Here is a 17786-nt window from a genome sequence, read left to right as displayed (position 1 = left end):
CGACGCGAAGTTGTACATGTCATCTTTCAGACTGCCGCGCTGGCGCAAGGTGAAAGATGTCTTGTACGAACCCCTGTAAAAAAGAGGAAAGCAATGGACGTCAGCCGCAGACAATTCTTTAAAATCTGCGCGGGCGGTATGGCGGGAACAACAGTGGCTGCACTGGGTTTTGCACCCAAAATGGCACTGGCTCAGGCGCGAAACTACAAACTGTTACGCGCGAAAGAGATCCGAAACACCTGCACATACTGTTCCGTAGGTTGCGGGCTATTAATGTATAGCCTTGGTGATGGAGCAAAAAACGCCAAAGAGTCGATTTATCATATCGAGGGGGATCCCGATCATCCGGTGAGCCGTGGGGCACTTTGTCCTAAGGGCGCAGGATTACTGGATTACGTGCACAGCGAAAGCCGTTTACGCTACCCGGAATATCGCGCTCCTGGTTCCGACAAATGGCAACGCATCAGCTGGGATGAAGCGTTCTCCCGCATTGCAAAACTGATGAAAGCAGACCGTGATGCCAACTTTATTGAGAAGAATGAGCAGGGCGTTACGGTAAACCGCTGGCTTTCAACCGGGATGCTGTGTGCATCTGCGGCGAGTAATGAAACCGGCATGCTGACGCAAAAATTCGTGCGCTCACTCGGCATGCTGGCAGTAGACAACCAGGCACGCGTCTGACACGGACCAACGGTAGCAAGTCTTGCTCCAACATTTGGTCGCGGTGCGATGACCAACCACTGGGTTGATATCAAAAACGCTAACGTCGTGATGGTAATGGGCGGTAACGCCGCTGAAGCACATCCGGTGGGATTCCGCTGGGCGATGGAAGCTAAAAACAACAATGATGCTACGCTGATTGTTGTCGATCCCCGTTTTACACGTACAGCGTCGGTTGCGGATATCTATGCGCCGATTCGCTCCGGCACGGACATTACGTTCCTATCCGGCGTATTGCTGTATCTGATTGAAAATAACAAAATCAATGCTGAATACGTTAAGCACTACACCAACGCCAGCCTGCTGGTGCGGGATGATTTTGCTTTTGAAGACGGTCTGTTCAGCGGTTACGACGCTAAAAAACGTCAATACGATAAGTCGTCCTGGAACTACCAGTTCGATGAAAATGGCTACGCAAAACGCGATGAAACCTTAAGTCATCCCCGTTGTGTCTGGAACCTGCTCAAACAGCACGTTTCCCGTTATACGCCGGATGTGGTGGAAAACATCTGCGGTACGCCGAAAGCCGACTTCCTGAAAGTGTGTGAAGTGCTGGCCTCAACCAGTGCGGCCGATCGTACCACGACCTTCCTGTACGCGCTGGGATGGACGCAGCATACCGTTGGTGCGCAGAACATCCGCACCATGGCAATGATCCAGTTGCTGCTCGGTAACATGGGGATGGCCGGTGGCGGCGTAAACGCATTACGCGGTCACTCCAACATTCAGGGCTTAACTGACCTGGGTCTGTTATCGACCAGCCTGCCCGGGTATCTGACGCTACCGTCAGAAAAGCAGACTGATCTGCAAACCTATCTGGCCGCCAATACACCCAAAGCGACGCTGGCCTCCCAGGTTAACTATTGGGGCAACTATCCGAAGTTCTTCGTCAGTTTGATGAAATCTTTCTACGGCGATGCGGCGCAGAAAGAAAACGACTGGGGCTTTGAATGGCTGCCGAAGTGGGATCAGTCCTACGACGTCATCAAATATTTCAACATGATGGATAGCGGGAAAGTCACCGGCTACATCTGTCAGGGCTTTAACCCGGTTGCGTCCTTCCCGGACAAAAACAAAGTGGTGCAGAGCCTTAGCAAACTGAAGTATCTGGTGGTTATTGATCCGCTGGTCACAGAAACGTCCACATTCTGGCAAAACCACGGCGAATCCAACGATGTCGATCCGGCGTCGATTCAGACTGAAGTTTTCCGTCTGCCATCCACCTGTTTTGCAGAAGAAGACGGCTCGATTGCTAACTCTGGCCGTTGGCTGCAGTGGCACTGGAAAGGTCAGGATGCACCGGGTGAAGCACGTAATGACGGCGAAATTCTGGCCGGTATTTACCATCGTCTGCGCGAAATGTATCGCACCGAAGGCGGTAAAGCTGTAGAGCCTGTGCTGAAAATGAGCTGGAACTATAAGCTACCGGACGAACCGCATTCCGAGGAAGTGGCCAAAGAGAACAACGGCTATGCGCTGGAAGATCTCTATGATGCCAATGGCGTACTGGTGGCGAAAAAAGGTCAGTTGCTCAACAGCTTTGCGCTCCTGCGTGATGACGGTACAACGTCATCCTCCTGCTGGATTTATACCGGTAGCTGGACCGAGCAGGGCAACCAGATGGCCAACCGCGATAATGCCGACCCATCAGGTCTTGGTAATACGCTGGGTTGGGCATGGGCATGGCCACTAAACCGCCGTGTACTGTACAACCGCGCTTCGGCAGATCCACAGGGTAAACCGTGGGATCCGAAACGAATGTTGATCCAGTGGAACGGTACTAAGTGGACCGGTAACGATATCCCTGACTTCAACAACGCTGCGCCGGGCAGTGGCACCAATCCGTTTATCATGCAGCCGGAAGGGCTGGGGCGTCTGTTTGCCATCGATAAGCTGGCGGAAGGGCCGTTCCCGGAACATTACGAGCCGATGGAAACGCCGCTGGGTACTAACCCGCTGCACCCGAACGTGATCTCCAACCCGGCAGCGCGTCTGTACGAGGCGGATGCATTGCGCATGGGGACGAAGCAGGACTTCCCATACGTCGGAACCACCTATCGTCTGACCGAACATTTCCACACCTGGACCAAACACGCATTGTTGAATGCGATTGCCCAGCCAGAGCAGTTTGTGGAAATCAGCGAAACGCTGGCGTCAGCAAAAGGTATCGGCAACGGCGACTACGTGAAAGTCAGCAGCAAACGTGGATTTATTCGTGCAGTTGCGGTGGTCACCCGCCGTCTGCAAACCCTGAACGTCAACGGCCAGAAGGTCGAAACCGTAGGGATCCCGATCCACTGGGGCTTTGAAGGAGTCGCGCGTAAAGGCTTTATCGCCAACACCCTGACGCCGAACGTCGGTGATGCAAACTCGCAAACGCCGGAATACAAAGCGTTTTTAGTTAACATCGAGAAGGCGTAAGGGGGCGAATATATGTCTATGGAAACGCAGGACATCATCAAAAGGTCCGCAACAAACTCCATCACGCCGCCACCGCAGGCTCGTGATTACAAAGCCGAAGTCGCGAAACTGATCGACGTTTCCACCTGTATAGGCTGTAAAGCCTGTCAGGTGGCTTGCTCAGAGTGGAACGATATCCGTGATGAAGTGGGGCATTGCGTCGGGGTGTATGACAACCCCGCCGATCTCAGCGCCAAGTCCTGGACGGTCATGCGGTTTACCGAAACCGAACAGAACGGCAAGCTGGAATGGCTGATCCGTAAAGACGGCTGTATGCACTGTGAAGATCCGGGCTGCCTGAAGGCATGCCCGTCTGCCGGGGCCATCATCCAGTACGCGAACGGGATTGTTGATTTCCAGTCAGAGCATTGCATTGGTTGCGGGTACTGTATTGCCGGGTGTCCATTTAATATTCCGCGCCTCAATAAAGAGGATAACCGCGTGTATAAATGTACGCTGTGTGTGGATCGCGTCAGCGTTGGGCAAGAACCTGCCTGCGTGAAAACGTGTCCGACCGGGGCAATACATTTCGGCACCAAGCAGGAAATGTTGGAAATGGGCGAACAGCGTGTGGCAAAACTAAAAGCACGCGGTTTCGAACATGCCGGACTCTACAACCCGGAGGGAGTGGGTGGTACGCACGTCATGTACGTTCTGCATCATGCCAACCAGCCGGAGCTGTACCACGGTTTGCCGAAAGATCCACAGATCGATACCTCTATCAACCTGTGGAAAGGGGCACTGAAACCGTTGGCAGCCGCCGGATTTATCGCCACCTTCGCCGGATTGATTTACCACTACATTGGCATCGGCCCGAATAAGGAAGTGGACGACGACGAGGAGGATCATCATGAGTAAGTCGAAAATGATTGTGCGCACGAAATTTATCGATCGCGCCTGTCACTGGACGGTGGTGATCTGCTTCTTCCTGGTGGCGCTGTCGGGGATTTCGTTTTTCTTCCCGACCCTACAATGGCTGACGCAAACCTTCGGTACGCCGCAGATGGGGCGTATTCTGCACCCCTTCTTTGGTTTGCTGATCTTCGTTGCGCTGATGTTCATGTTTGTGCGCTTTGTTCACCACAACATCCCGGATAAGAAAGACATCCCGTGGCTGAAAAACATTGTGGAAGTGCTGAAGGGCAATGAACACAAAGTGGCAGATGTGGGCAAATACAACGCCGGACAGAAAATGATGTTCTGGTCGATCATGAGCATGATTTTTGTGCTGCTGGTCACGGGCGTTATTATCTGGCGTCCATACTTTGCGCAGTATTTCCCGATGCAGGTAGTGCGTTACAGCCTGCTAATCCACGCTGCGGCGGGCATCATTCTGATGCACGCTATCCTCATCCATATGTATATGGCATTTTGGGTGAAAGGATCAATTAAAGGCATGGTTGAAGGGAAAGTGAGCCGTCGCTGGGCGAAGAAACATCACCCACGCTGGTATCGCGATGTTGAAAAGCTGGAAGCGAAGAAAGAGAGTGAAGAAGGGGTTAAGTAAACCTGACGCTTTCTGACAACAATGGCGCTGCAGATGTAGCGCCATTTTTTTTGCCAAAAAAACGTCATGTTTCTGTCATCTGGTAAACGTAAGGTGTTGTCTTTCCAATAAGAGAAGAGTTAAAAGACAATGCATCTGGTGAAAAAATTACTCGCAGTCAGCGTATTTCTCTGTGCGTCCGCTCAGGCGCAGAATATCCTCGAATTTCCGCAGCCGGAGAATAACCCGGAAGAGTTTTATGCCGTGACCGAAATCCCGGCAGGCGGGATCATCAAATATGAAACCGATGCGAAAACCGGCTTTATCGTCGCCGATCGCTTCCAGTCTATGCCGGTTGCCTATCCGGCAAACTACGGCTCATTGACCCAGTCCCTGGCAGGTGACGGTGACCCGCTGGATGTGATTTTTTATACCCGGGCACCGCTGGCCCCGGGAACGCTGATCAAGTTGCGCGCGATTGGCGTGCTGAAGATGATCGATGGCGGGGAAAAGGACGATAAAATTGTCGCCGTGCCGGCCAGCAAAATTGACCCCACCTATGACGACATCAAAGAGTTGAGCGATTTGCCGAAGATCGAAGTGCAACGACTGGAGTCATTTTTCCGCGTATACAAAGCGTTGCCGGAAGGACGTAAGAAAGTAGAGTTAAATGGCTTTAACGATGCGGCCACCGCGAAACAAGAGATCAAGCAGGCATGGGATGCCTGGAAGGCGAAATCACCGCAGAAATAATAAAAGTGCCGGATGGCGCAAGCTTATCCGGCCTACAATACCCGTTACTGTGCTGCCAGCTTACGCAGGCGTGAAATATCCACGTTTTTTTTGGCCTCTGCCAGGCTCCAGGCATTTTGCAGGTTTAACCACATTTCGGGGGAACTGCCAATCACCACGGAGAGTTTAATTGCCATCTCAGGCGTCAGGGCCGCTTTCCCGGTTAATAGCCGGCTTGCCGTTGAAGGTGCAATCTCCATCGCTCTGGCAAACTCGCGCAGGCTGACAGTGAGTTCGTCCAGCGCTTCCTGAATGATATCCCCAGGACGGGGATGATTTGCCATCTTCATCAATGATAGTCCTCGTAGTCCAGTATGTACGCGTCGCCATTGACGAATTCAAACGTAATACGCCAGTTACCTGAAACAGAAATTGCCCATCTGCCGTCACGCTCGCCCGCCAGAGGATGTAGCTGATAACCGGGCATATTGATATCTGTAACCTTGCTTGCCGCATCAATAACGGCAAGTCTGTGTCGTAATCGTCGGACATGTTTCGCCATAACGCCTGATGTTCGTCCATGAAGAAACAAATCGCGCAATCCCTTGTGCCTGAAGTTCATGATCATCCGTATCATCCTTGTTCCTTCAAGAGGAACACTACCATTAATGTTCCTTTTAGCGCAACACCAGGATTGCGATATTTAAAATTGTGCGGCGAATGCACAAAAAGGAAAAGGGAGAAGGGGCATATCTGGAAAGCGCCACGCAAGAATCGCCGGATGGCAGGCCTACACGCGCATTTTGCTGATGTAGGCCGGACAGGCTTGCGCCATCCGGCAATAGAGATTACTCCAGTTGTGAGTTCAGACGCTCAATCTCCTTACGCCATTGCGCCTGCAACAACGGCTTTTGATGTTTCGGCTTGCGGGCGAGATCGTCGGCCAAACGCTGCTCCAGCTCAAGGAGTTGTTCCAGCAATCTATCGCTGTCACCGCGTATTTCGGCTCTCGCTTCGACCACCGTTTTGGGAACGCTCATCTCCTCAGACGTTTCCCGAATACGATCGTTAATCGCGTCCAGATCGTGCCATTCGCTAAGTTCGCCATTATCGATAAACCAGAACCGATTACAGCTTTGGCTGATAAGCTGACGGTCATGGCTGACCAGCAGCACGCCGCCGCTGAAACTTTGTAGCGTCTGCGCTAGCGCTTCTTTACCTTCCATGTCCAGATGGTTGGTCGGTTCATCGAGCATTAGCAGGCTATAACGCGCCAGCGTAAGCCCGACAAAAAGTAGCCTCGAGCGCTCTCCACCGCTTAAGGTATTGACCCGCTGCTGATGGCGAACCCACGGGAATCCCGCACTGATCAGCGCCATCTTGCGAACATCAGGCTGCGGAGCAAACGGTTCGAGCGCATCAAACAACGTGTCATCATCTGCGAGCTGGTGTAGCGTCTGATCGTAATACCCCAGTGTGACGCGAGGGTGCAACACCAGTGAATGCGATGTTATTTCCGACTGAAACTGCTGCCAGATAAGCCGTAGCAGCGATGATTTCCCACAGCCGTTACGCCCAACAATTGCCACCCGGTCACCACTTTTTATCCTGATACCGGCGATGGAAAATAACGTCGCGGCGTCAGGGGCTGGCGCGACAGACAGGTTTGTCATTTCCAGCAGGCGATCGGCACGCAGAGCATCACCCTGCAATGTTAGTGTCCACTGACTTCCTGCAGTCACTTCCGTCTGAACATCCTTCAGGCGCTGCACCTGCTTTTCCATCTGCTTCGCTTTGCGGGACAAATCTTCGTTGTCGTAGACACGCCCCCAGGTTGCCAGTCGTTTGGCACTGGCGGTAACGCGGTCAATTTCCTTTTGTTCCGCCTTATAGCGCAGTGCATCGCTGGCATCTCTCTCAACCAGCGCCTGACGGGCGGCGCTGCAGGGAAGATCAAAAGCGTGCAGTGTGCGATCGCGCAGGATCCATGTTCCCTGCGTGACGGCATCAAGCAGTTGTGGATCATGGGACACCACGACGAAGCTGCCAGACCAGTTCTGTAAGAACTGCTCCAGCCACAGCAATGTCGGCAAATCCAGGTGGTTGCCAGGTTCGTCCAGTAGCATCAGGTCAGGGTTTCGCATTAGCGCACGCGCCAGCAGCAGGCGAGTATGCTGTCCACCACTCAGCGTTTGCGCAGTGAGATGCAAATTTTCCGGTGTAAAGCCCATTTCGGCGAGCAACGCTTCAACGCGCCACTGCTGGCTGGCGCGCTCATGTTCGGGAAGCTGAGCAAGTACAGCCTCCTGCAACGTAAGTGGCAGTATATCGTCCGGCAAGTGCTGCTCCACGCGGGCGAGGTGGCAGTGATTCGCTTGCGCAATGGTTCCACTGGTGGGGGCGATTGTGCCATCAAGCAGTTTTAACAGCGTGCTTTTTCCGCAGCCGTTGTAGCCGATTAGCCCAATACGGTCGCCTTTTTTCAGGGTAAAAGAGAGAGAGTCGAACAGGGTGCCGAATGCCGTATCAACGTGTAAGGATTGTGCGGTTAGTAATGTGCTCATTGTTGCTTACTCAAGAGTTACAGGCGTAAAAACGCCTCGTCAAACATCGCTGACGATAACCCGGTAAGCCCGAGAGAAGGGGATTTAGAAGTTAGCTTCGCTCAAGCAGAAGTTATCGCAGCACGATACCGATAACGCTTGAGCACTGGCGATCGCCAAAAGCATGTGAAACGATGAAACGTTCACAGTACAGCATAAGTATCCTCCTTTTATATTTTCGAATGTTAATCAATGGTGAAAGTGTAATCGCAACTGACACCGTTGTGCAAGTGTTGAGCGCCCGGCGACAGGATCGCCACCGGGCAAACCGTCAAATAGAAGTACGACGGTAGTCGCGGTATTCCGCCTGCCAGAAATTCTCGTCGATTGCCTGTTGCAGGGCTTCGGCGGAGGTTTTCACCGCCACACCTTGCTGCTGCGCCATTTTACCGACGGCAAAGGCAATAGCGCGGGAAACGGTCTGGATGTCTTTCAGCTCCGGTAACACCAGCCCTTCGCCGTTGAGTACCAGCGGTGAATACTGCGCCAGGGTTTCGCTGGCCGACATCAGCATTTCATCGGTGATGCGTTTGGCGCCTGAGGCAATGACGCCAAGGCCGATACCCGGGAAGATATAGGCATTATTACACTGGGCAATCGGGTAGATTTTATCTTTCCAGGCGACCGAGGCGAACGGACTGCCGGTGGCAACCAGTGCATTACCTTCGGTCCAGGCAATGATATCCTGTGGCGTCGCTTCAACGCGCGAGGTCGGGTTAGACAACGGCATGACGATCGGACGCGGACAGTGCTTGTGCATCTCACGAATAATTTCTTCGGTAAACAGCCCCGTCTGGCCGGAAACGCCGATCAGAATGTCTGGCTTGACGTTGCGAACAACATCGAGCAGTGACAGCACATCTTCCTGTGTATCCCAGTGTTGCAGGTTCTCGCGCTTTTGCACCAGCTTAGTCTGGAAGGAGAGCAGGTTTGGCATTTTATCGGTTAACAGGCCAAAGCGATCGACCATAAACACGCGTTGACGCGCGGCTTCTTCGCTCAATCCTTCACGTTGGATTTGCGCGATGATCTGCTCGGCGATCCCGCAACCTGCGGAACCGGCCCCAAGGAAAACAATGTTCTGCTCGCTCAACTGGCTGCCGGCCGCACGGCTGGCTGCAATCAACGTGCCCACAGTGACCGCCGCGGTACCCTGAATATCATCGTTGAACGAGCAAATTTCGTCGCGATAGCGGTTGAGCAGCGGCATCGCGTTTTTCTGCGCGAAGTCTTCGAATTGCAGCAGTACGTCCGGCCAGCGATGCTTCACGGCCTGGATGAACTCATCGACGAATTCGTAGTATTCATCATCAGTAATGCGCGGGTTACGCCAACCCATATACAGAGGATCGTTGAGCAATTGCTGGTTGTTGGTCCCCACATCCAGCACCACGGGCAGCGTGTACGCCGGACTAATTCCACCGCAGGCGGTGTACAGAGACAGCTTGCCGATCGGAATACCCATGCCGCCGATACCCTGATCGCCAAGACCAAGGATGCGTTCACCGTCGGTGACAACGATGACTTTGATATTGTGGTTCGGGACGTTTTGCAGAATATCGTCCATGTTGTGACGGTTCTGATACGAGATAAACACACCGCGTGCACGACGGTAGATCTCGGAGAAACGCTCACAGGCCGCACCCACCGTTGGGGTGTAGATAACCGGCATCATCTCATCAAGATGATTATGTACCAGTCGATAGAACAGGGTTTCGTTGGTGTCCTGGATGTTGCGCAGGTAGATATGTTTATCGATTTCTGTTTTGAATCCCTGATATTGGATCCAGGCACGTTCAGCCTGTTCTTCAATCGACTCGACAACTTCCGGCAGTAACCCCAGCAGGTTGAAGTTACGGCGTTCTTCGATGCTGAAGGCACTCCCTTTGTTCAGTAGGGGAAACTCAAGCAGTACCGGGCCAGCGTAAGGGATGTAAAGGGAACGCAGTTTTTTAGTTTCGTTTTCCATGTCACTCACTCTTTTTTGAATAACCGTCCCTGGCACTCTTTATGATCGTATGTAGCCTGTCTGCCAGGGAAACGGGCGAAGTATAAAGCATTGTGAATGGGTTAAGGGGTTTTATAAGCAAAAACACCACTGCGGTTGCAATGGTGTTTATCTCGTTAATCAGTATGTCGTGCGGGGAACTACTTGCTGTCAGCGCGGCGCTTTCTTCCGGTAGGATTGTTGACCACGCTGGATTTGTCGCCTTCGGTCACGACTTTACGTTGATTGGAGATTTTGTGGTCCAGTCCAAGAATATGACGGGCCTGACGGTTCGATTTCATTCTAACTCCTTAATCCTGTTACTGGTTTCAAGGGCGAGCCCGCGTAAGAACGGACGAAATACAACCTGACAAAAAGCCGATGAGTCAATTAACGGCTCTCTGGATGGTCGGTCATTTTATCTGAAAGGTCAATGCTTAAGCAGGAAATGCAGAACTTTCCATTATGGGTCATGCATTTTCCCATGAAGCCTATACTTGTTACTCCAATGACAACACAGGAGAGCGGTAATGACTATCCATAAGAAAGGTCAGGCCCACTGGGAAGGCGACATTAAACGCGGCAAAGGGACCGTGTCGACAGAAAGTGGCGTACTTAACCAGCAACCGTATGGATTTAATACGCGTTTTGAAGGCGTCAAAGGCACTAACCCTGAAGAGTTGATTGGCGCAGCACATGCTGCCTGCTTCTCGATGGCACTGTCGTTGATGTTGGGCGAAGCCGGTTTTACACCCGATGCTATTGATACGACTGCCGATGTTTCTCTGGATAAGGTGGATGCCGGTTTTGCGATCACCAAAGTGGCGTTACACAGCCAGGTGAGCGTGCCGGGGATAGACGCCGCTACGTTTGACGGGATTATTCAGAAAGCGAAAGCCGGATGCCCGGTGTCGCAGGTTCTGAAAGCGGAAATTACGCTGGATTATCAGTTGAAGTCTTAATCGTGGCGTGCCGGATGCGACTACGTCTTATCCGGCCTACGACAGTGCTGGATGTAAGTCGGTCTTATCCGGCACCAGATGATGTTATTGCGCTACCCAGCCGCCATCCATATTCCACGCCACGCCGCGCACCTGCGCCGCGCCGTCTGAGCACAGAAATAGCGCCAGCTCACCCAACTGTGTCGGTGTGACAAATTCGCGTGACGGCTGCTTTTCTGCCAATAAGGCATCGCGTGCCGCAGCGGGCTCAGCACCCTCAGCAATACGCTTGTCAATCTGCTGCTGGACCAGCGGGGTCAACACCCAGCCGGGACACAGTGCATTACAGGTGACACCGGTCTGTGCAGTTTCCAGCGCAATCGTCTTGGTTAAACCCACCACGCCATGCTTGGCTGCGACATACGCCGATTTGTCTTTTGACGCAACCAGCCCGTGTACCGAAGCGATATTAATAATGCGACCCCAGTTACGCTTGCGCATCCCGGGCAGGGCCAGGCGCGTAGTGTGAAAAACGGAGGACAGGTTGATGGCGATAATCGCGTTCCATTTGGCTACCGGAAACGTTTCTACTGGTGAAACATGTTGGATCCCGGCGTTGTTAACCAGAATATCCACACCGCCAAACTCATTTTCAGCGTAACGCATCATATCGGCGATTTGCGCTTCATCGCTCAGATCCGCCCCATGGAAACCTGGGGTTTTACCGTACTGCGCAACCGCGTCTTTCGCGGCCTCCACATCACCGAAACCGTTAAGAATCAGGGTGGCTCCTGCTTGTGCCAGTACCTGAGCGATGCCTAAACCGATACCGCTGGTCGAGCCGGTAACCAGAGCGGTTTTACCCGTTAAGTTCATGATGATTCTCCTTAAACGATTCCTGTGGTGTAGAAGACGCCGATAACAAACAGCACGGCCAGGCTTTTGATTACGGTGATGGCAAAAATCCCGCCGTACGCCTGACGGTGGCTGAGGCCAGTAATCGCCAGCAGGGTAATGACCGCGCCGTTATGTGGCAGAGTGTCCATGCCGCCGCTCGCCATCGATGCGACGCGGTGGAAGACTTCGAGTGGAATATTGGCGGCATGTGCGGCAGCAATAAACGTATCGGACATTGCCGCAAGCGCAATACTCATCCCGCCGGATGCCGAGCCGGTGATCCCGGCCAGAGTGGTAATGCTGATCGCTTCATTAAGCAACGGATCGGGAATGGCCGCCAGTGCTTTTGACAACACCAGGAATCCCGGCAGGGCGGCGATAACCGCGCCAAAACCGTATTCTGATGCGGTATTCATCGCCGCGAGGATAGCGCCGCCAACCGCCGTTCTGCTGCCTTCAGCCAGGCGACCTTTGATATTGCGATAGCCGAATAGCACCACCAGCAGGATCCCCGATATCAATGCTGCTTCTACGGCCCAAATAGCCGTAATTTTTCCCACTTCAGTGGTAATAGGTTTGGCAAGTCCCGGGAGTTCCAATTGATGCGTCGCGCCATACCACTGCGGGATCCAGCGGGTAAACAGCAGGTTAAATACCCCCACCAGGATCAGCGGAGAAATAGCAATAATCGGGTTTGGCAGATTAATGTTATCCGGTGTTTCCGGTTCATTTAACAGTTCAGTGCCATAGCCCTCATTTTTAGCCTGCGCTTTCCGGCGCTGGCGTTCGAGATACACCAGACCAACAAAGATAATAAATAGCGAACCTATCAGCCCCAGCCACGGCGCGGCCCAGGCGTTAGTCCCAAAGAAACTGGTTGGAATGATGTTCTGGATCTGCGGCGTCCCCGGCAGGGCATCCATCGTAAAGGAGAATGCCCCCAGCGCGACGGTTGCCGGGATCAGACGTTTGGGAATATTACTTTGGCGGAACAGTTCAGCCGCGAACGGATACACCGCAAAGGTGACCACGAACAATGACACGCCGCCGTAGGTCAGGAGAGCACATACCAGCACAATGACCGGGATTGCATGGCGTCGCCCGAGAATATTAATAGCAGCAGCAACGATTGAACGGGAAAAACCGGATAACTCGATTAACTTGCCAAACACAGCTCCCAGCAAGAACACCGGGAAGTAAAGCTTTACAAAACCGACCATTTTTTCCATAAACAGACCGGTGAAAGCGGGGCCGACGGCGCTCGGTTCCGTAAGCAGAACAGCACCTAATGCCGCGATGGGGGCAAACAGGATAACGCTGTATCCGCGATAGGCTGCCAGCATCAGCAAGCCCAGCGCTGCCAGGGCGATTAATACACTCATCATGACTCCTTATTATTATAGTGGGGTACAGAAAGAGACGTTATGGCTTCAGGGCAAAGCGCAGTTGATGTTCACGGCGTTGCTGAATGTATTCCTTGCGCGAATCATCCCAGCGATAAAAGCCCTGGCCACTGCGCAAGCCGGTGTCGCCGTTGGCAACCTTGTCAGCAACAAGTGACATCATGTCACTGCCGGTGGCGAGTGTTGGGAGCAGATGGCGGCAAATGTCCTGCACGGTGGACAGTCCGGTCATGTCTGCCGCTTCCAGCGGGCCGACCATGGCATAGCGACGTCCGAGGGAGGCGCGCATCACCTGATCCACCACTTCCGCGCTGGCGATCCCGCTTTTGACGATATGCAGCGCTTCACGCAGCAGTGCGAATTGCAAGCGGTTGCCGACAAAACCCGGTGCGGCACGATCGAGCACCACCGCCTCCAGTTGCATCGCGACCAGCAATTGCTGCAATTCGCTGAGATATTCAGGTTTGGTTGCCGTGCCCGGCACAATTTCAACCAGCGGAATAAAGTGCGGTGGATGCCAGAAATGGGCGATCAGCAACCGTTCGGGGTGGGTGAGTTTTTCTGCCAGCGCATCCGGCGGCAGGCCGCTGGTATTACTGGCAATCACCGCATCTGGGGCGATTAATGCTTCCAGTTGTGCATACAGTGCGTGCTTAAGCTCGAGTCGTTCCGGGATCGCTTCAATCAGTAATCCCGATGCGGCGATATCGGCCAGCGAGGTTGTGCCGTGTAGTCGCGCGAGAACCGATTTTTTTTCCTCTGCATGAAACTGGTCAGTCGCGATCAGCTCATCGAGAATGCTACCGGCGACGGCGGTAATTTCAGCAATCCGGTCGCTATCGGTATCAAATAGCCAGATATTATGGCCGAAACGGGCAAAATGGGTGGCAATGCCGACGCCCATTAACCCCGCGCCGAGGACGCTAAAGTGATTATTTTGCATGCTGTTCTCCTGTTGAACGCTCAACCGCCAGTGCGACACCCTGACCACCCCCTACGCACAATGTGGCCAGTCCTTTGGTGACGTTGCGGCGTGCCATTTCATGTAACAGGGTCACCAGAATGCGGCAGCCAGAGGCGCCAATCGGATGACCCAGTGCAATCGCGCCGCCGTTGACGTTAACTCTGTTGCTGTCCCAGTTCAGAGCTTCACCCACCGCCAGCGCCTGTGCGGCAAATGCTTCGTTAGCTTCGATAAGATCAACATCATTGAGTGTCCACCCGGCGCGTTTCAGACACTGGAGCGAGGCTTCTACCGGGCCAATCCCCATGAAAGCCGGGTCGACACCGGAAACGGCGTAACCCGCGACCCGGGCGAGTACCGGCAGGTTGAGCGTTGCGGCTTTGGTGGCGCTCATCAGCATCACCGCCGCCGCGCCATCGTTGATTGATGAGGCATTCCCTGCGGTGACCGTGCCATTGCCAGGGCGAAAAGCCGGTTTCAGTTGTGCCAGTTTCTCCGCCTGAGTATCCGGGCGTGGCTGTTCATCACGCTCAACCAAACGTGGTGGTTTTTTCCCTTGTGGAACGCTGACCGGCGTGATTTCTGCATTGAATCGACCGGCTTCAATTGCCGCTGCGGCTTTCTGCTGAGACTGCAGTGCAAAGGCATCCTGTTGTTCGCGGCTGATAACAAACTTATCTGCCAGGTTTTCAGCAGTAATGCCCATGTGGTAGTCGTTAAACGCATCCCACAGTCCGTCGTGCACCACACTGTCTTTCAGACTGGCATGCCCCAAGCGCAGGCCCGAGCGTGCGCCGTCGAGAAAATAGGGCGCATTGCTCATGCTTTCCTGGCCTCCGGCAATGACGATGTCCGCATCACCACAGCGGATAGCCTGCACCGCCTGTTGCACCGCTTTCAGGCCTGAACCACATACCAGGTTGATGGTTAGCGCAGGGACCGTCACCGGCAAACCTGCCCGTAATGCTGTCTGTCTGGCCGGATTCTGCCCGCTGCCCGCCGTCAGAACCTGTCCCAGGATCACCTCGTCAATGTGCTCCGGTGCTACGGCGGTTTTTTCCAACAAAGAGCGGATCACTACCGCCCCCAGTTCCACGGCACTGAGCGGTGCCAGCGCCCCGTGGAAACTGCCAATGGGTGTGCGCGTTGCCGCGACAATAACAACATCCTGCATGGTCAGCTCCTCAGTTGAATTGCATTTCGGGCACGGTGTCGGGAACGATCAGTTTTCCAGCAGTCCTGGCAACAATCTCCTCGACGCTGATGCCCGGCGCACGTTCGCGCAGGATGAATGCGCCGTTGGCGATCTCCAGTAGCGCCAGGTCGGTAAGCACGCGTTTAATGCAGGCCACGCCGGTTAATGGCAGGGTGCAGGCGGGGAGCAGCTTGGACTCACCGTTTTTGGACGCATGCGTCATCACCACAATGATGTTTTCAGCCCCGGCCACCAGGTCCATTGCGCCGCCCATGCCTTTCACCATCTTTCCGGGGATCATCCACGACGCAATGTTGCCATTGGTGTCCACCTCAAATGCGCCAAGCACCGTCAGGTCAACGTGACCACCGCGGATCATGGCGAAAGACTGTGCTGAATCGAAAATTGCCGCGCCTTTACGTGCCGTCACGGTCTGTTTCCCGGCGTTGATCATGTCGGCATCCAGTTCGTCTTCGGTCGGAAACGGCCCCATCCCCAACAGACCGTTCTCCGACTGCAGCATCACGTCCATACCCTCGGGGATATAGTTGGCCACTAAGGTTGGAATACCGATCCCGAGGTTGACGTAATAACCGTCGCGCAGTTCCCGGGCGACACGCATCGCCATTTGTTCACGCGTTAACATGGTCAGGCTCCTTTCTGGCGCAGGGTGCGTTGTTCAATGCGTTTTTCAAACTGCCCCTGAATGATGCGGTTTACGAAAATTCCCGGGGTATGAATCGCCGCAGGGTCCAGTTCACCGGGAGGAACAATTTCTTCAACTTCCACGACGGTAATGCGCCCGGCGGCGGCCATCAGCGGATTAAAGTTCTGGGCAGTGTGGCGGTAGATAACGTTGCCGTACCAGTCGGCTTTCCAGCCTTTGACCAGCGCAAAATCACCCGTAATCGCCTGTTCCATGATGTAAGGCCGGCCGTCAAATTCACGTACCTCTTTGCCTTCAGCGACGGGGGTACCGTATCCCGTGGCGGTGAAAAACGCCGGGATCCCTGCGCCGCCGGCCCGTAACTGCTCAGCCAGCGTGCCCTGTGGGGTCAGAATGGCTTCCAGTTCACCGCTCAATACCTGCTTTTCAAACAGCGCATTTTCGCCAACATAGGACGCCACCACTTTACGTACCTGACGTGTTTCCAGCAGCACACCGAGGCCAAAACCATCCACACCGCAGTTGTTTGAGACGACAGTCAGTCCCTGAACCTCCCGACGGCGTACTTCGGCAATCAGGTTTTCAGGAATGCCGCATAAACCAAAACCGCCTGCCAGCAGCGTCATGTTGTCGGTCAGTCCAGCCAGCGCCTCTTGATACGTGGCGACACGTTTATCCAGTCCAGCCATACACTTGTCCCTCCAGTTGTCCTTGTCGACATCATTGGGGGTGAAAAATGATTTGTTAATTTTAAATTTGTGACTCACTCATTGGGTTTTTTTATCAATTTAATGTTAATTAAAGGTATTCAATAGGTTAAAGGAATGCGAAATGGGAATGAGCATCAAACAGTTACGCGCGTTTTTAGCGGTAGCTCACACTCTGAATTTTGCTCATGCCAGTGAACGACTGAATATGTCGCAGCCTGCGTTAAGCCTGGCGATTAAAGGGCTTGAGGACTCGCTGGGTGGGGCCTTACTGCTGCGCACGACGCGCAAAGTCACCCTGACACAGGAAGGCGAAACGTTGCTGAATATGGGGCGACAACTGCTTGCTGACTGGGAGAATACTGAAGAAGCGATGCGTCAGCGCTTTACGTTACAACGCGGTAAAATCTCCATTGCTGCCATGCCCTCGTTTGCGGCAAACGTCTTGCCACAGGTACTGAAAACCTTTCGGGATTGCTATTCTGGTATTAACGTGACGGTTCACGATGTCATAAACGAACAGGTCATTGAAATGGTGAGTGAAGGACGGGTGGAGATGGGGATCGCCTTCGAGCCTGATTATTCAGGGCAACTGCACTTCACGCCACTCGGTGTCGATCGTTTTGTGGCGATCGTCCCGCCAACATCCAGGCTGGCGGGGCGAGAGCGTATTGCGTGGCGCGAATTGCTGACGCTGGATTTTATTACGCTGCAACGCCCATCTGCCGTGCGCCTGATGCTGGAAGAACAACTGGTGCAAAGCGGACATACGCTGGACGTGGCGCTGGAAAGCCATCAACTGGTGACCGTTGGCCGTATGGTGGCAAACGGATTGGGCGGCAGCGCAGTTCCCGCACTGTGTCGAACACAAATGACAGAACTTGGCGCAACCTGTATAGAGCTTGACGGTCCCGTGATCCAGCGGCGGATCGGGGTGCTGCGTTCGGCACACCATAAATTATCAACCGCGTCGGGAATGCTGGTGGACGCGCTGAAAAAGGCGTATCTCGCCTGAAAATGCGCA

17 protein-coding genes are annotated in these 17786 nt (G+C 53.8%); 6 read left to right on the top strand and 11 right to left on the bottom strand.

Going from position 1 to position 17786, the window contains the following annotated elements; all coding sequences use genetic code 11:
* Positions 1–93 precede the first annotated feature (93 nt).
* From fdnG to QMN38_RS03575, 4 genes are all read left to right on the top strand, one after another.
* The gene (fdnG, locus tag QMN38_RS03590) at positions 94–3141 is read left to right on the top strand and encodes a formate dehydrogenase-N subunit alpha (RefSeq protein WP_271442370.1); all 3048 of its coding nucleotides are present in this window, start codon (positions 94–96) and stop codon (positions 3139–3141) included.
* A 12-nt stretch (positions 3142–3153) separates the two neighbouring features.
* A complete protein-coding gene (gene fdnH / locus QMN38_RS03585) occupies positions 3154–4038 on the top strand; it encodes a formate dehydrogenase N subunit beta (RefSeq protein WP_003833024.1) in 885 nt (294 codons plus the stop codon).
* Positions 4031–4687 (top strand): formate dehydrogenase-N subunit gamma, encoded by a 657-nt coding sequence (gene fdnI, locus QMN38_RS03580; protein ID WP_048211647.1) that lies wholly within the window; start codon positions 4031–4033, stop codon positions 4685–4687. The genes fdnH and fdnI overlap by 8 nt, the downstream gene beginning before the upstream one ends.
* A 129-nt stretch (positions 4688–4816) precedes the next feature.
* On the top strand, positions 4817–5419 hold the full coding sequence (locus QMN38_RS03575; protein WP_137381855.1) for an inorganic diphosphatase: 603 nt from the start codon (positions 4817–4819) through the stop codon (positions 5417–5419).
* A gap of 44 nt (positions 5420–5463) precedes the next feature.
* Here QMN38_RS03575 and QMN38_RS03570 read toward each other — a convergent pair whose 3' ends face one another.
* The 5 genes from QMN38_RS03570 to sra form a co-directional block, all read right to left on the bottom strand.
* The gene (locus QMN38_RS03570; RefSeq protein ID WP_048211649.1) at positions 5464–5748 is read right to left on the bottom strand and encodes a HigA family addiction module antitoxin; all 285 of its coding nucleotides are present in this window, start codon (positions 5746–5748) and stop codon (positions 5464–5466) included.
* Positions 5748–6026, bottom strand: coding sequence for a type II toxin-antitoxin system RelE/ParE family toxin (locus QMN38_RS03565; protein WP_202039701.1), 279 nt, complete (start codon positions 6024–6026; stop codon positions 5748–5750). Before QMN38_RS03565 ends, QMN38_RS03570 begins: the two co-directional genes overlap by 1 nt.
* A gap of 220 nt (positions 6027–6246) precedes the next feature.
* Positions 6247–7962 (bottom strand): ABC-F family ATP-binding cassette domain-containing protein, encoded by a 1716-nt coding sequence (locus QMN38_RS03560; RefSeq protein WP_323604501.1) that lies wholly within the window; start codon positions 7960–7962, stop codon positions 6247–6249.
* 310 nt (positions 7963–8272) lie between these two features.
* Positions 8273–9970, bottom strand: a complete 1698-nt coding sequence (gene maeA / locus QMN38_RS03555) for a malate dehydrogenase (protein WP_323604500.1) — start codon at positions 9968–9970, stop codon at positions 8273–8275.
* Positions 9971–10149: 179 nt separating this feature from the next.
* Complete coding sequence (sra, locus tag QMN38_RS03550) at positions 10150–10290, bottom strand: stationary-phase-induced ribosome-associated protein (protein ID WP_005126806.1); 141 nt, start codon at positions 10288–10290, stop codon at positions 10150–10152.
* A 228-nt stretch (positions 10291–10518) separates the two neighbouring features.
* Here sra and osmC point away from each other — a divergent pair, with 228 nt between their 5' ends.
* Entirely contained in the window at positions 10519–10950 is a 432-nt protein-coding gene (gene osmC / locus QMN38_RS03545) for a peroxiredoxin OsmC (RefSeq protein ID WP_048211652.1), read from the top strand.
* Positions 10951–11034: 84 nt separating this feature from the next.
* On the opposite strand, the gene QMN38_RS03540 is transcribed toward osmC, so the two are convergent.
* Genes QMN38_RS03540 through QMN38_RS03515 form a run of 6 tightly spaced genes read right to left on the bottom strand, consistent with a single transcriptional unit; the run spans position 11035 to position 16744 of the window.
* Positions 11035–11805, bottom strand: a complete 771-nt coding sequence (locus QMN38_RS03540) for a 3-hydroxybutyrate dehydrogenase (RefSeq protein WP_323604499.1) — start codon at positions 11803–11805, stop codon at positions 11035–11037.
* An 11-nt stretch (positions 11806–11816) separates the two neighbouring features.
* Entirely contained in the window at positions 11817–13211 is a 1395-nt protein-coding gene (locus tag QMN38_RS03535) for a GntP family permease (RefSeq protein WP_323604498.1), read from the bottom strand.
* A gap of 37 nt (positions 13212–13248) precedes the next feature.
* Positions 13249–14172: a 3-hydroxyacyl-CoA dehydrogenase family protein gene (locus tag QMN38_RS03530; RefSeq protein ID WP_323604497.1), complete on the bottom strand. Its 924-nt coding sequence runs from the start codon at positions 14170–14172 to the stop codon at positions 13249–13251.
* A complete protein-coding gene (locus QMN38_RS03525; RefSeq protein ID WP_323604496.1) occupies positions 14162–15367 on the bottom strand; it encodes an acetyl-CoA C-acetyltransferase in 1206 nt (401 codons plus the stop codon). The genes QMN38_RS03530 and QMN38_RS03525 overlap by 11 nt, the downstream gene beginning before the upstream one ends.
* Positions 15368–15377: 10 nt before the next feature.
* Positions 15378–16034 (bottom strand): CoA transferase subunit B, encoded by a 657-nt coding sequence (locus QMN38_RS03520; protein WP_137383055.1) that lies wholly within the window; start codon positions 16032–16034, stop codon positions 15378–15380.
* 2 nt (positions 16035–16036) lie between these two features.
* Positions 16037–16744: a CoA transferase subunit A gene (locus QMN38_RS03515; RefSeq protein ID WP_048211658.1), complete on the bottom strand. Its 708-nt coding sequence runs from the start codon at positions 16742–16744 to the stop codon at positions 16037–16039.
* 142 nt (positions 16745–16886) lie between these two features.
* Between QMN38_RS03515 and QMN38_RS03510 the strand changes: the two genes are divergently transcribed.
* On the top strand, positions 16887–17777 hold the full coding sequence (locus QMN38_RS03510) for a LysR family transcriptional regulator (RefSeq protein WP_061067901.1): 891 nt from the start codon (positions 16887–16889) through the stop codon (positions 17775–17777).
* The last annotated feature ends 9 nt before the right edge of the window (positions 17778–17786 follow it).

This window comes from Citrobacter sp. R-1.5.2, from assembly GCF_035064245.1.
GTDB lineage: Bacteria > Pseudomonadota > Gammaproteobacteria > Enterobacterales > Enterobacteriaceae > Citrobacter.
The sequence above is the reverse complement of the archived record's forward strand: the minus strand, read 5'-3'. Positions and strand labels throughout refer to the sequence as shown.